Here is a 13061-nt window from a genome sequence, read left to right as displayed (position 1 = left end):
ATACACCGGCGACGGTAGTGGACGTCAGGGAAGCGCCGATGGACGGAGGGGAAGGGCGGGCGTACGAAGACCTCGCCGGTGGTGGACACCAGCCGTCAGCCACCCCTGCCTCACGGCACCGTCGTCGCCCCCGTCGCCGCCCCCGTCGTCGAAGTCGGCGGTGGAGTCGGCGGTGGAGTCGAGGTCGGCGTCGACGTCGGCGGCGGCATCGTCGTCGGCAGCGCGCCCGTATCGCCGGACCCCGTGGTGGTGGAATCCGGCGCCCCCGGCACCGTAGTGCTGGGCGAAGGCGGCGCGGGAGGGTCCGTCGGCGTCTCGGCCGGGGGCGGTCCGGGGGACGGGTAGCTGGGCGAAGGGCTCGTGGCCGGAGGCGCGGGCGTCGGGCCGGCCGGAAGCAGACCGACCGCCGCCGCGCTGCCGCCGCCGACGACCAGGCACACCCCCACCGCGAACGTGGCCATCCGCCGCCGCTGGGCCCGCATGCCGCGTTCGGTGATCCGGGCGGCGGGGTCCGCCTCCGAGCGGCCCCGCCCGAAGTCCCCGGCCTGGTGGAAGAGGGAACGCAACGCGTCGTCCTCCGGACCTTCCGGGCCCAGAGAGCCCCGCGGGTCCCGTGGGTCCCGCGGGCTCTCTGGCTTCCATGAGCCCCGTCGGTCCCGAGAGCCCCGTGGGTCCCGTGCGTCCCGAGAGCCCCGTGGGTCCCGTGGGTCCCGTGGGTCAGACATCAGGAGCCTCCTCCGTACCGGGGTCCTCCAGACGGTGCGCCAGCGCCGCCCGTCCGCGAACCAGATGCGTCTTGATCGTGCTGCCGGAAAGCCCGGTCTCCCCGGCGATCTGCTCCACCGTGAGATCGCACAGGTAGTGCAGGGTCAGGGTCCGCCGCTGCTGGGCGGGCAGTTCCCGGAGCGCGTCGACCAGCACCACATGGTCCGGTTCCGGCGGCGCCACGTGCTCCGCCGCACCGCTCCCCCGGCCCCAGGCGTCCGCCGAACGCCGCCGGAACCGCCAACGGCTCACCGCCAGGCGCCACGCGACCGTACGAATCCACGCCTCGGGCTGCCCGTCCCGCTCCAGCCGCCCACGCCGGACCCACGCCTTGACGAACGCTTCCTGCACGACGTCCTGCGCCTCCTGGAGGTCGCCGGTCATCACGTACAGCTGGCCTGTGAGGCGCGCGACCGCCTGGGCGTAGAACTCTTCGAACTCCTCGACGGTCAAAAGTTGCTCCCGGATCTTTCGCTTCACCGGGTATACGCCTGCCGCCGGGCATCCGGTCTACAGCGCCGGCAGGGAATCGGAGTGATCGTCGTCACGGGTCAGGCAAGGCTTCGCCCCAGGGTTGCCCCATAGCGCGCGGCGTCCCCTTGCCGGTCCCGGGTCCGCCTCGTGTCAGTGGCTGGTGACAGGATCGAGAGGTGCTGATCAAGGGATACGACGACGGCCCACTGGTGCCGGGCGAGTCATTGCTGGTCCACCCGGGCTTCTGGTCGAACTGCCTCTTGGCGATGTGCGGCGACGGGGGATGTGCCGAACGCCCGGTTCCGGAGTGGTTCGGTGAGGACGGCGCCGATGTCGATGCCCTGTCCGAGGTCCTCTTCGATCCTGAACGCTGGCCGGTGTTCAGGATGCCGTCGGAAGGCGGCCCCGGGGCGGTGGTGGTCTACCGCAATCTGGATGGCGACTACGGCACCGACTACTGTCTCACCCGTCCAGGCGGAAACCACGTCGAGCGGATCGCCGGCCGGGACGGCGACTTCTCGGGCGCGGGGCTGACCTGGGTCGAGCTGATCCGGATCGCCGAGGGCCCGTCCCCTGCGGTCGAAGGCGTCCAGGATTCAGCCGCCCGCCTCCTGTTGCTGCTTCCCCTCCTCACGGAACCGGACGTGCCGGAAGCGATATCGAGGCTTGTCGCCGCCCTGACCGCAGTCGGCGCGCCGCAGGACTCCGCGTCCATCGCGGCGGAACATCTGCTGGCCCGCATCAGGAGGAGATCCCGACACGACCCCATGTGGGCATCTCCGCTGAGCGGCAGCTGAGAGGCGGGCCGAATCGCTGGTCGCACCTGCGGAACGGTCTTGGTTCGGCTGGTGTGATCGCGGCGTCAGAGCCTTCCCGGACAGCCCCGTCCCCGGGCTGAGTGCTCGCGCCTTCGGGAAACTGGTGAGGGTGTTGCTGCGTGAGGACACGGACACGGTTCGCAGAGGCCGTCCGTGGAGCCGTCCGCCGGAGGACAGGGCCCTGACAGGTGAGGCGTGCTGATGAAACGCCTCAGCCCACCCCTCGAAATACCGCGTACAGATATAGGGCCATCATTATGAACCCGAATACCGCGGAAACACCTCCGGATACCCTGGCCGCCTTCCAAGGAAGAGTCCCCTCATGCTGACTCGGCCGACGGGAGATGTGCTTACCGGACATCTGGTCAGTCATTCCCCACCAGTTCTTTATGAGCGCCACCCCCATCACCATCATGGCAACCGCGACTACGGGTATCAATGCGCTTCCCCCTTCTTCCCGAACAGAAGGACGTCACCCCCGATTATCAGAATCGGTAGGCGCCCCCCCTTCAACTCAGACCGAGAATACGGCCACTGAGGTCAACCCCGTGGTGTCGCATGGTTGTCGGCCACGCGCGACCCGCCGCGAGTCTCCTTACCCTCACCATCGGCCCAGAATCCGACGCCTACCCCGCCCCCCACCCGCTTCTCCAGCAACGTCACCCCGTACGTCCGCCCCCCGTCCCCGTTCTTCCCGGCCTGCTCGCCGACCACCGCGTACCCCGCCTCCTCGTAGTACCGCCGGAGCCGGGTGTTCGAGGTCAGGCAGTCGAGCCGGCACAGCTCCCTCCCGTACGCGGCGATCCGGCGCTCGGCCTCCGCCAGCAGTGCGCGGCCCGTGCCCGGCGGGGCTGTCCGGCGGTCGGTCATCAAGCGGTGCACGTACCCCGCGACCGGCGGCTGGGCGCCCCACGCCGGTTCGTCGTCCCACCACAGCTCCCACGCCCCGGCGCTCGGGCCGGACGGGCCGAGCGTGGCGATCCACACCTCGCCCTCGCGCAGCCGTGCGCGGAAGTGCTCCTCGCCCAGCTCCCCGGGCTTCCACTGGTCGATGCCCTGCTCGGCCTGCCACCGCGCGGCGGCGTCCCGCAGGCGTACGAGCTCCGTCAGGTCGCCCCCCGACTCCGCGGCCTGCCGGAACAACAAGGGTGGGGAAGAGGGCTGCGCGGAGGAAGGAGTGTTCGTCATACCGCGATCCTGCCTCAACAGGTCTCGCGGTACGGAACGGTCGGCAGGTACGCCGCCCACGCCTCCCGGGTCAGCCCGCCTCCCGCCCTCGCGCACACCGCCCCGGCCGTCCGCTCCGGGCCGAGCGGATACGTACGGACCGGCGTATGCGGAGTCGCCACCCGCAGGTGGGAGCCGTCCTGGTCGAAAGCCACGGCGAGGACCGGACCGTCCGCCGACGGCAGCGGCGACCCGGCCGACCGGGGCGCGTCCGTGGACCAGAAGCGCAGTTCCCCGTCCGCGTCGCCCACCGCCAGCACTTCATCGTCGGCGGAGAAGGCCAGCGCCGAGGGCCTCTTCCCCTTCCGGGCGCCCGCCTCCGCGCCGGAGGCACCCGGCGTGAGGACCGCCAGCAGGGCCCTGCCGTCGCCGTCCCACAGCGTGACCCGGCCGTCGTGGTCGCTCATGGCCAGATAGCGGCCGTGCGGGCTGAACGCGGCTGCCGCCGCCGGGCCCTCGCCGCGCATGACGCGGACCACACGCGTCAACCCGCCGCCCGGGTAGATCAGTTGGCGTTCATCCGTGATGAGCCTGCCGTCCGTGCCCCGGGCGAGGAGCGAACCGTACCGCTCACGGGGAAGAGTCCCCCGGGGTTCGCCCCGGGCCAGGAAGTCGACCCCGAACGATGTCCGGGTCACGACCGCCGCGTCCTGGCTCTCCGCCGAGTCCCGGTCCCCGGTCGCGATGCCGTCGACGCCGGTACGGGAGGGCAGGGACGTCACCGCGCGGTGCGGGCCGAACGTCCTCAGGGTGACGGTGTCCGGCGCGCTCAGGTAGGCGAGGGTGTTGCCGTCCGGGCTGAAGGACGTCAGCGGCAGGGGTGAGCAGCCGTCGCAGGCGGGTGGGACCGCGATCGTGTCGCGCAGTCGGCCCGTCGCCCCGTCGCGGAGTTCGATCCTCCCGGGGTACGTGGTGACGAGGCGGCTGCCGTCCTGGTTGAACCGGGCAGCGCCGAAGGGGCTCCCACCCTGCCGACCGCCCTCTTCCGCACCGGTCAGGGCGATGGTGCTCACGGCACTGGCGAGGTTGTCGCCCTCCGTGAAGCGGATCACCCCGCCTTCCAGGTCGAGGGTCAGCTCACTCGTGCTCGATGCGGAGACCCGGTGCCGGAACAGCGGGGCGGACGGGTCGGCGGTGCGCCAGAGCAGCAAGGAGCCGGCGGACAGCGTCACCACGTGCGAGCCGTCCTCGCTGAACGCCGCGTCGGGAACGGCCTGTGACGGTGTCGGCCCCGCAGCCCCCGTGTCGATCCGCGGGCGCTCCCGCCCCGACCGCACCTCCCAGCTCCGCAGCGCGGACGGAACACCGACCGCCAGCGCCCGCCCGTCCGGTGTGAACCGGAACCGCTCCCGGCCGCAGACATCCGCTTTCGCGGCCCAGGGCGTCGGCAGCCGACGCCCCTCGCGTACGTCCCACACCTGGAGCGCGCCGCCGTCCGGGCAGAAGGCGACCAGGCGTCCGTCCGGCGCGATCTCCAGGGTGCGGACCTCCTCCGCCGCCGTACCCAGGGCGGTACGGTCCGGGGCGCGGCCCGTACCGCCCGGTGCGCCGCCCACCCGGGGGCCCCGGCCCGTGTCGAACAGGAAACGCCCCGCGCGCACGTCCCACACCTCGACCGGTCCCCCACGCCCTTGTACGGCGACCGTGCGTTCGTCCCCGCCGAACCAGACGTCGACGTCGTCGCCCGGCGGCCCGAACGGGGCACCGGTGGGCCTTTCGGTGGCGACGTCCCACAGCCGCACCCCCTTCGGCGTCCGGAAGGCGACCGTCCCGGTGTCGGGGTTGACCGCCGCGATGCCCTCCGCCCACCGACCCAGGCCGAACAGGTCGGGCAGCTGCCTCCCTGTCACGACGTCCCAGCGGCGCACCGCCTCCGGCCCCACCACGGTGAGCGTGCGGCCGTCCCGGCTGAGGCGCCGCCAGGTGCCGTTGTCGTCGGCCGAGGTGGGCTCGGCGGAGTCGCCACCGGCCGGGGATGCCCCACCGGGATCATCGGGATCGGGATCGGCCGGGAAGGGCCCACCGGAACCAGCGGACTCGGCGTCGACCTCGGCTCCGGCGTCGACCTCAGCGTCGGCGTCGGCTTCAGCTTCGGCGTCGGCTTCGGCTTCGGCCCGGAACGGCTCGTCCGTATCGATGTCGAGAAGGTCCTGATCGCGCTGGGCGGCAGCCCCGTACAACGCTTCCCGGGTCTCCGGAACGTCGGCGATCCGCCAGGCCGCCACGCTCAGCCGCAACGCCGTCCGGGGGTCCGAGCTGCGCAGGGTGCCCGCGACGGCCGCGATCCCGCGCGCCTCCGCCTCGGTCGCCCGGCGCTCGGCGGTACGGCTCTGCTGCCAGGCGGTCAGCCCGGCGACGACGGCCAGGCAGAGCAGTACGGAGAGGGCGGCGACGAGCCCGCGCAGGGTGCGTGCCGTGCGTACCGCCGTACGCCGCTCACGCTCGTACGCGGCGATGCCCGCCTCCAGGAACGCCCGCTCGGTGGAGGTGAGCGCACATCCGGACTCGGCGGCAGCGGCAGCGGCAGCGGGGGTGAGCTCCTGTACCGCCGCCCCGGAACCGAACGCCTGCCTCGCCGCCTCCAGTTGGCTCCCCCGGTACAGCGCCCCCGCGTCCCGCCCCAGATCGGCCCACACCCCCGCCGCCTCGGTCAGCCGCCGGTGGACCCGGAGGAGTTCACGGTCGGTCTCGATCCAGGACCGCAGCCTCGGCCATGCCCCGATGAGCGCCTCGTGGGCGAGGGTCACCGTCCCGTCGTCGGCCGTCAACAGCCGTGCCCGTACCAGCTGTTCGAGTACGTCCTCGGCGTGGCCGAGCCCGTCCAGGTCCGCCAGCTCGCTCCTGGCGACCGGGCGGCCCGTGTCCTCGGTTCCGCCGCCCGGTGTGACCAGCCGCAGCAGCAGGGCCCTCGCGGTCCGCGCCCGTACGTCGTCGAATCCGGTGAACAGCTCCTCGGCCGTGTGGGCGATGGCTCCCCGTACGCCCCCGATCGCCTCGTACGCCGCCACCGTCATCGTCCGGCCCCGCCGCCTCCGCCAGATTTCGAGCAGGGCGTGGGACATCAGCGGGAGGCCGCCCGGCTCGTCCGCGACATCCGCGACGATACGGGCGGTCAACTCCCGCTCCACGATCAGGCGTTCCGCGACCGCAGGACCGACGATCGCCTGCCGTAGCTGCTCGGGTGTCATCGGACCGAGGAGAAGCGTGGTGGCCGGGCGCAGGGCGGCGGCGAGGGCCTCGTGCTCGGCGCACCGGCCGTAGAAGTCCGACCGTACGGCGATCACCACGCGTGCCCGCGCGCCGGTCAGCAGCTCGATGAACTCCGCGCGCTCCCTTCTGTCCCGGCAGAGTGTGAAGACCTCCTCGAACTGGTCCACCAGGACGACCGCGTCGTCCGCGAACAGGGACCGGTCGATGCGCGCCGGATGCTCGCCCGGCGTCAGAACCCTGATCGCCGAGGGTGCGCTCCCCGTAGTGGGGCCCTCCCTCAGCGCCGGTACCAGCCCCGCTCGCAGCAACGACGACTTGCCGCTCCCCGAAGCCCCCACCACCGCGACGAACCCGTGCCGCCCCACGAGCTCCACCAAGTCGTGCACCACCGCGTCCCGGCCGAAGAACCTCTCCCGGTCCTCGGGTCCGAAACGCCCGAGACCCGGGTACGGAGCCGAGGCCCCGTCGCCCTCCCCGGACCGGCCCCGGAACTCTTCCTCCGCCGCCTCCGCCCGCCGCCGCTCCCACTCATCCGGGTCCCCGCCGCACGCCAGAACGTAGGCGCGGGTGACCGCCGGAGAGGGCAGCCGGTCGCCCGAGGCGGCGGCCGACAGCGTCGGAGCCGCGTACGGCACCTGCCGCGCCATCGTCCGGTACGTGGGACTGCCCGCCTCCTGCCGCAACAGCCGGAGCGCGTAAGCGAATCGCTGCACGGGACCGGCTGCGGGGTCCACCGGCTTCTCCGAACGCCCCACCGAACCCACCCCGCTTCCCCCATCAGCCCCCACGCACCCGCGAGCGTAATTGATTGGTCCGGCGGGAGCGGGCTGACCATCAATCCGCCGACGGCTGGACTCGGGTGCGTACGGAGAACAACCCCCGACCTACCACCGGAGCCGGCCATCACCACCGCACCCGTCACGCGGAGAAAACCTCCCGCAGCGACCCGCCCCCCACACCGCGCGCCCCTGATCGCCCTCGCCCCCGCTGCCACCGCACTCGTCGTCGGCCTCTGGGGCATCCGGCGCCGGAACTCCCTCTGGAGCGACGAGGCCGTCACCTACGAAGTGGCCCACCGGAGCACGTCGGACATCTGGCGGCTGCTGGCGGAGGCCGATGTCGTGCACGGTCTCCACTACTTCCTCATGCACGCGGTCTTCGCCCTCTGGGACGGCGGCCCGGTCGCCCTCCGTCTCCCCTCGGTCCTCGCCGTCGCCGTGACGGCCGCCGGGGTCGGACTGCTCGGCCACCGGCTGGCGGGCCCGCGCGCCGGGCTCCTCGCCGGGCTCGCCCTGCCCCTCCTGCCCGCGATGCAGCGGTACGCCCAGGAGGGCCGCTCGTACGCCCTGGTCTGCGCTCTGGTCACCTGGGGCACCTGGCTGCTGCTGGAGGCGCTCGACGGCGGCGGCCGGAAGCGGTGGGCGGGGTACGGGGCGGTGATGCTGGCCGCCTGCCTGCTCCACGAGTTCGCGGTCCTGGGCCTGATCGCCCACGGCACCACCGTGGCCCTCTCGCGAAAGGCGCTCCGCCCCTGGGCCGTGACAGCCGCCGCCGTGGTCGCCGGGCTGTCCCCGCTCGCGCTCTTCAGCGCCACCCAGTCCGGGCAGGTCGCCTGGATCGGCGCCCCCGACGCGTCCGACCTCGGCGTCTTCGCCGCCACCGCACTACTGGGCACCGCCTGCGCCCGCCTCGGCCGCGCCACCATCCGCCGACCCGTCAGCCTCCCCACCCTCGCACTCCCCCTCCTCATCCTCCCGGCCGGACTCCTGCTGGCCCTCTCACTCCTGCGCCCCCTGTACGTCGACCGGTACGTCCTCTACGGGTCCATCGGCCTCGCCCTCCTCATCGGGGCGGCCCTGGACCGGCTTCCCTCGCGCGCGACGGTCGCCACCGTGTCACTCGTGGCCGCCACGGTGGCCCTGCTCCCGTTCGGCCTCCAACTCCGCACCCCCGAGGGCCGGTCGGACAACGTGAACGCCGTGGCCGAAGCCGTACGGGAGATGAGCGCACCCGGCGACGGGCTGGTCTTCACACCCGCCCGCCGCGCCTGGGTCCTCGCGAACCCCGGCGCGTACGCGCACCTCGACGATCTCGCGCTGGCCTCCTCCCCCGCCGCCTCCGGAACGCTCTTCGGCACCGAGGTCGCACCGGCCGAGATCCGGGCCCGGATGCTGGCCGCCCCGCGCATCGTCGCCGTGGCGGACGCGTACGGGGAACCGGGCGACTCCACCGGCCGCGCGGCCACCAAGTCGGCCGTTCTGCGCGCACACTTCGAGGTGTGCGACACCCGGAGGGTCACCCGCGCACAGATCACGGTGTACGCCCGCCCCGGATACTGCTGACCTCCCGAAACCAGCGCGCAGAGCATCAGGTTGCTACGGAGCTCACGCTCAAGCCGTATGGTCCGCAAAGGCGAGCGCGCAGTGAACGGTACGGCCGTCCTCGCTGACTCCCCACGCGTCGGCCAGCGCCTCCACGATGCCCAGTCCGCGACCGCCCTCCGAGGTCTCGTCCACAGCCCGGAGCACAGGACGCACGGGAGAGCCGTCCTCCACCCGCATCGTCAGATGCGTGACGTCGGCGCACCAGGTGACAGTGATGTCCTCTCCGCCTCCGTGCTGGAAGGCGTTCGTCACCAGCTCTGTGAGGACGAGCGCGGCCACGTCGATGCAGGGCCCCAGGTCCCACAGCGTGAGCAGCGCACCGTTCATGCGCCGCAGTTGTCCGGGGCGGCGCCGGTCTTCCGACGCCATCGGCTGTCCGGCGGGGGTCGACCGCACGATGCTGACCTGGCATCGCCGAATCATGGGCGCACTTCTCCCGGCGTCGTCGTGAACCTGCTGCTCTTGACGAGCAGACACGGTGGTGGTCATGAGGTCACTTTCTCCGAGGTGGATGTCCGGGGCCTGCGCGGCGACGCCGCGCAGGCCCCGGATGACTCGTGTCAGGAGCCGGACGGCGTGCACGGCTGCGCCACGGGTTCCCTCACCCGTACGTCCAGCGCGAGGTTCAGCTCGTCCACGAGGTCGATCACCTCGTCCACTTCCATGCGGAGGTACGCCGGACCCTGCACGCTTCCGTCGAAGGTGATCACCAGCGGCAGGTCGAAGTACGTGTCCTGCCTCTGTACGTCGATGACGCGCATGACGGGTCGATCAGGGATGCGCTCGGCCCTCCGGGGGCAGTCGGGGTCGTACTTCGGCAGTGCGCTCATGGCTCTCACCTTCCGTGCGAACTTCGGATCTTTCTGTCACGAGCATCGGCGTTGCTGGCTACGCTCGGAAGGGGGTTTCTGTAGCCCTATCCCCCCAGGACACAGGGGAGTTGGAATGCCCAAACGCGCGTCCGATTCAAGCGGGGAGGCGTCCGCCCGCAAGATGCTGCACGAGACGCTGAAGCGGCTGCGGGACCGGTCCGGGCTGAGCCTGGAGGAGCTGCACGACGAGACGACGTACGACCGGTCGTACCTGCACAAGCTGGAGACGGGGGCCCGCCTGGGCTCGCTGGAGGTCATGGCGGCGCTCGACAAGGTCTACGGCACGGGTGATCAGCTGCAACAGCTCTGGGAGCTGGCCCGGGACGACGCCTTCGGCAGCCGGTACCAGCGGTTCATGAGGCTGGAGCGGGAGGCGACGGTCCAGTATCAGTACGCGAGCAGCACCATTCCGGGACTGCTCCAGACGAGGGCGTACGCGACGGAGGTGCTGGAGCAGGCGCGCCCCCGGGACGCGGCGGCGCTGCAGGAGGATGTCGACGCCCGTATGAGCCGTCAGTCCATCCTGGAGAGCGAGGATGCCCCGTACTTCCGGGCGATGCTCGACGAAGCGGTGTTCCACCGAGCGGCCTCGCAGCCCGCCGTCTGGCTGGAACAATTGGAAGCCCTGCTGGAGTGGCAGAAGCGGCCGAACGTGACGCTTCAGTTACTGCCCTTCTCCGCAGGTCTGCATGATCTGATGGGTGGTTCACTGACGGTCCTGTGGCTGGCCAACGGCAAGGCCGTGGCCTATCTGGAGGGCAGCAAGTCCGGTGAACTGGTTGAGGACTCAGGACGCGTCGAGGAGCTGCGGTTGTCCTACGATCTGGAGCGAGACAAGGCGCTCTCTCCGGAGCAGACAACCGAGTTCATCCAGCAGTTGGTCAAGGAGATCCGATCATGCCTTCCCGCCGAGCCGACCTGACTTCCGCGACCTGGCGGAAGTCCTCGTACAGCAACTCCGACGGCGGTCAGTGCGTCGAGGTGTCCGACGACTTCCCGGGCGTCGTCCCGGTCCGCGACTCGAAGCGGCCGGAAGGACCGGCCGTCATCTTCGCCGCCTCCGCCTGGTCGGCGTTCGTCAACGACATGCACTGAGCCCTTCCGGCGCCCTGCGGCTCCCCGGCCATGCCTGAGTCCCAGTGGGCCCCGCCCCGGCGGGGTCCACGCGCTGTTCGCCTGAATCCAGTCACTGCCCCGCAGCTGATCAAGGAGATCCGAGCATGCAATCCCGCCGAGCCGACCTGGCCTCCGCAACCTGGCGCACGTCCTCGCACAGCAACTCCGACGGCGGTAACTGCGTCGAGGTGTCCGACGACTTCCCGGGCCTCGTCCCCGTGCGCGACTCCAAGCAGCCAGAGGAACCGCCCGTCATCTTCGGCACCTCCGCCTGGACGGCGTTCGTCAACGACATCCGCTGAGCACCGCCGCCACCCCGCAGGCCCCGAGGAGCGCGTTCGCTCCCGGGGCCTGCGTGCGTGTGGGGACGGCCCTCCCCCGTTCTGGGTCAAGCGATCCGGCGCGGGCTGCTTCCGCCTGCGGCCGGTCCTTCGCTCCTCCCGGAGCTCAAGCGGCGAGATCCGAGCGCTCTTAACAGTGATGGGGTGGATGGGTCAGCTGTCCCACCCACCCACCCTGCGACCGCAGTTGACCGTTTGTGACCGACTTGCGACGCACCGTCGCATGGCTTTAGCGTGCGGAGAACGAGAGCAGAACAAAGACGACCCCTGCCGGTGATGGAACACCGAACAGGGGTCTGACCAACGAAGATCGGACTGAACGATCCCCATGGCTAACAGCTACCTTAGTGCTGCCCACAGCACCTCGCACGAGACCCCGCCCGCGCACCCCATGGCCAAACCCGGCTACGGCAAGCGCTCCGCACCGAACGAACGACCGCGCACCGAGCGCGACTTCGCTCACCTCCTCCCCCGTGACGCCGCCGTCGCCGCGTACATCGACCGGCTGCCCGACGGCTCGGACATCTCCGTGAAGACGCTGGCCAAGCACCTCCCGTACGGCCAGTGCGCGCTGAGCACCACCCTCAACCGGCTCCAGGCCGCCGGGCATCTGCGGCGCGGCAGCGAGTGCGTGGTGGCCGACGACGTGATGCTCTGGGTGACCCGTACGTTCTTCTCGCGCACCGCCCGCGAGGACTCCTGGTGGAACGCCTACACCCGGGGCGACGCCCCGCCGGACGAGCCCCGACGCCCCACCCGGTCCCGGGCGTTCATCCTGCTGGCCGCCCTGGGGCGTACGGCCCCGGCGCTGTCCCTCTCCGCCGCCGACTGCGTACACCTGGAACCGCAGGTCAGCGAATGGTTCGCGCGGGGTGCGACCGAGGCGGAGCTGCTGAGCGCCCTCACCACCGGCCTGCCGTCCCCCGTCCACTGCGCCGCCCGCCTCGTCGAGCGGCGCCTGCTCGACAAGCTGCCGCCGGAACGGGTCCTGCCGGGGCCCCGGACCGTCCTGCGCACCCTGGAGTGCGGCGAGTGCGGAGCCCCGGGCAGGCCGGAGGCCCTCCTCGGCGGGCTGTGCCGACCCTGCCGGGGGCCGTCCCCGGAGCCGCCGATCGGCCCGCCGGGGGCCGTGCAGCCGCCCGGCGTACGGGAACGGATGAACGCGGTCCGGGCCGGGCTGATCCCTCGATCCGAAAGGACATACCGATGACCGTGCAGCTCACCCGCAGATCCGACAGGGCACGATGGAGGGGAGGAGGCGACGCCATGACCCCCAGCACCGCCGGGCACACACCGCACGCCCAGATGTCCGTCGAGGAGTTCGAGCAGCTCGCCCGCTCGGCCCCCGAGACCGTGACGCTTGAGCTCATCAACGGAAAGCTAGAGGTCAAGCCCGTGCCGGACGGGGATCACGGAACCATCTTCATGTGGCTGCTGCGCCAGTGCATGCAGCACCGCCCCGACCTCGACCTGCACCCGGAGCAGGGGCTGATGGTGGAGGCGTACCGGCAGGGCCGCGCCCGCCCCGACGGAGCGCTCGCGCCTCGTCGGCACTTCGCCGGGCAAGGAGAGTGGGCGCCCGCCGACGGCGTCCTGATGGCCGTGGAAGTAACGTCCTACGATCACGACACCGACCGCCGCGACCGCGCAGAGAAGCCCCACGGATACGCGACGGCAGGCATCCCGGTATACCTCTTGATCGACCGGGAGCACGGGACACTCGTGGTCCACAGCGAGCCCGACAAAGGCCGCTACCGGCAGCAGCACTCCTACGACTACGGAGACGCGGTGGCCCTCCCCCACCCCGTCTCCATCACCCTGGACACCGAGGAACTCAAGGACTACGCCCGCTGA

General features: G+C 71.6%; 12 protein-coding genes and 1 pseudogene. 7 read left to right on the top strand and 6 right to left on the bottom strand.

What is annotated here, in order from left to right:
• Positions 1 to 110: 110 nt before the first annotated feature.
• Complete coding sequence (locus tag B7C62_19755) at positions 111 to 566, bottom strand: hypothetical protein (GenBank protein ARF74222.1); 456 nt, start codon at positions 564 to 566, stop codon at positions 111 to 113.
• Positions 567 to 717: 151 nt separating this feature from the next.
• Positions 718 to 1218 (bottom strand): SigE family RNA polymerase sigma factor, encoded by a 501-nt coding sequence (locus B7C62_19750; GenBank protein ARF74221.1) that lies wholly within the window; start codon positions 1216 to 1218, stop codon positions 718 to 720.
• A 197-nt stretch (positions 1219 to 1415) separates the two neighbouring features.
• Between B7C62_19750 and B7C62_19745 the strand changes: the two genes are divergently transcribed.
• Positions 1416 to 2036: a hypothetical protein gene (locus B7C62_19745; protein ARF74220.1), complete on the top strand. Its 621-nt coding sequence runs from the start codon at positions 1416 to 1418 to the stop codon at positions 2034 to 2036.
• Between the two features lie 660 nt (positions 2037 to 2696).
• On the opposite strand, the pseudogene B7C62_19740 reads toward B7C62_19745, so the two are convergent.
• Both B7C62_19740 and B7C62_19735 read right to left on the bottom strand, forming a co-directional pair.
• A pseudogene (locus tag B7C62_19740) lies at positions 2697 to 3245 on the bottom strand (N-acetyltransferase).
• A gap of 14 nt (positions 3246 to 3259) precedes the next feature.
• A complete protein-coding gene (locus B7C62_19735; protein ID ARF74219.1) occupies positions 3260 to 7207 on the bottom strand; it encodes a hypothetical protein in 3948 nt (1315 codons plus the stop codon).
• A gap of 258 nt (positions 7208 to 7465) precedes the next feature.
• Between B7C62_19735 and B7C62_19730 the strand changes: the two genes are divergently transcribed.
• Positions 7466 to 8836, top strand: a complete 1371-nt coding sequence (locus B7C62_19730; GenBank protein ARF77275.1) for a hypothetical protein — start codon at positions 7466 to 7468, stop codon at positions 8834 to 8836.
• A gap of 48 nt (positions 8837 to 8884) precedes the next feature.
• Here B7C62_19730 and B7C62_19725 read toward each other — a convergent pair whose 3' ends face one another.
• Positions 8885 to 9460 (bottom strand): hypothetical protein, encoded by a 576-nt coding sequence (locus tag B7C62_19725; protein ID ARF74218.1) that lies wholly within the window; start codon positions 9458 to 9460, stop codon positions 8885 to 8887.
• A complete protein-coding gene (locus B7C62_19720; protein ARF74217.1) occupies positions 9439 to 9639 on the bottom strand; it encodes a hypothetical protein in 201 nt (66 codons plus the stop codon). The genes B7C62_19725 and B7C62_19720 overlap by 22 nt, the downstream gene beginning before the upstream one ends.
• Before the next feature lie 256 nt (positions 9640 to 9895).
• Between B7C62_19720 and B7C62_19715 the strand changes: the two genes are divergently transcribed.
• The 5 genes from B7C62_19715 to B7C62_19695 all read left to right on the top strand — a co-directional run bounded on the left by B7C62_19715 (position 9896) and on the right by B7C62_19695 (position 13061).
• Positions 9896 to 10672, top strand: coding sequence for a hypothetical protein (locus B7C62_19715; protein ARF77274.1), 777 nt, complete (start codon positions 9896 to 9898; stop codon positions 10670 to 10672).
• Positions 10648 to 10845: a DUF397 domain-containing protein gene (locus B7C62_19710; protein ARF74216.1), complete on the top strand. Its 198-nt coding sequence runs from the start codon at positions 10648 to 10650 to the stop codon at positions 10843 to 10845. Before B7C62_19715 ends, B7C62_19710 begins: the two co-directional genes overlap by 25 nt.
• A gap of 125 nt (positions 10846 to 10970) precedes the next feature.
• Positions 10971 to 11168 carry a DUF397 domain-containing protein gene (locus B7C62_19705; GenBank protein ID ARF74215.1) on the top strand — a complete coding sequence of 66 codons (198 nt, stop codon included), beginning with the start codon at positions 10971 to 10973 and terminating at the stop codon, positions 11166 to 11168.
• A gap of 367 nt (positions 11169 to 11535) precedes the next feature.
• Entirely contained in the window at positions 11536 to 12417 is an 882-nt protein-coding gene (locus tag B7C62_19700) for a hypothetical protein (GenBank protein ID ARF74214.1), read from the top strand.
• Positions 12418 to 12473: 56 nt separating this feature from the next.
• A complete protein-coding gene (locus tag B7C62_19695) occupies positions 12474 to 13061 on the top strand; it encodes a hypothetical protein (protein ARF74213.1) in 588 nt (195 codons plus the stop codon).

The sequence above is a fragment of the Kitasatospora albolonga genome (assembly GCA_002082585.1).
Taxonomy (GTDB): Bacteria; Actinomycetota; Actinomycetes; order Streptomycetales; family Streptomycetaceae; genus Streptomyces; species Streptomyces stephensoniae.
Note: the sequence above shows the minus strand (reverse complement) of the source record. Positions and strands in the feature narration are given on the sequence as shown.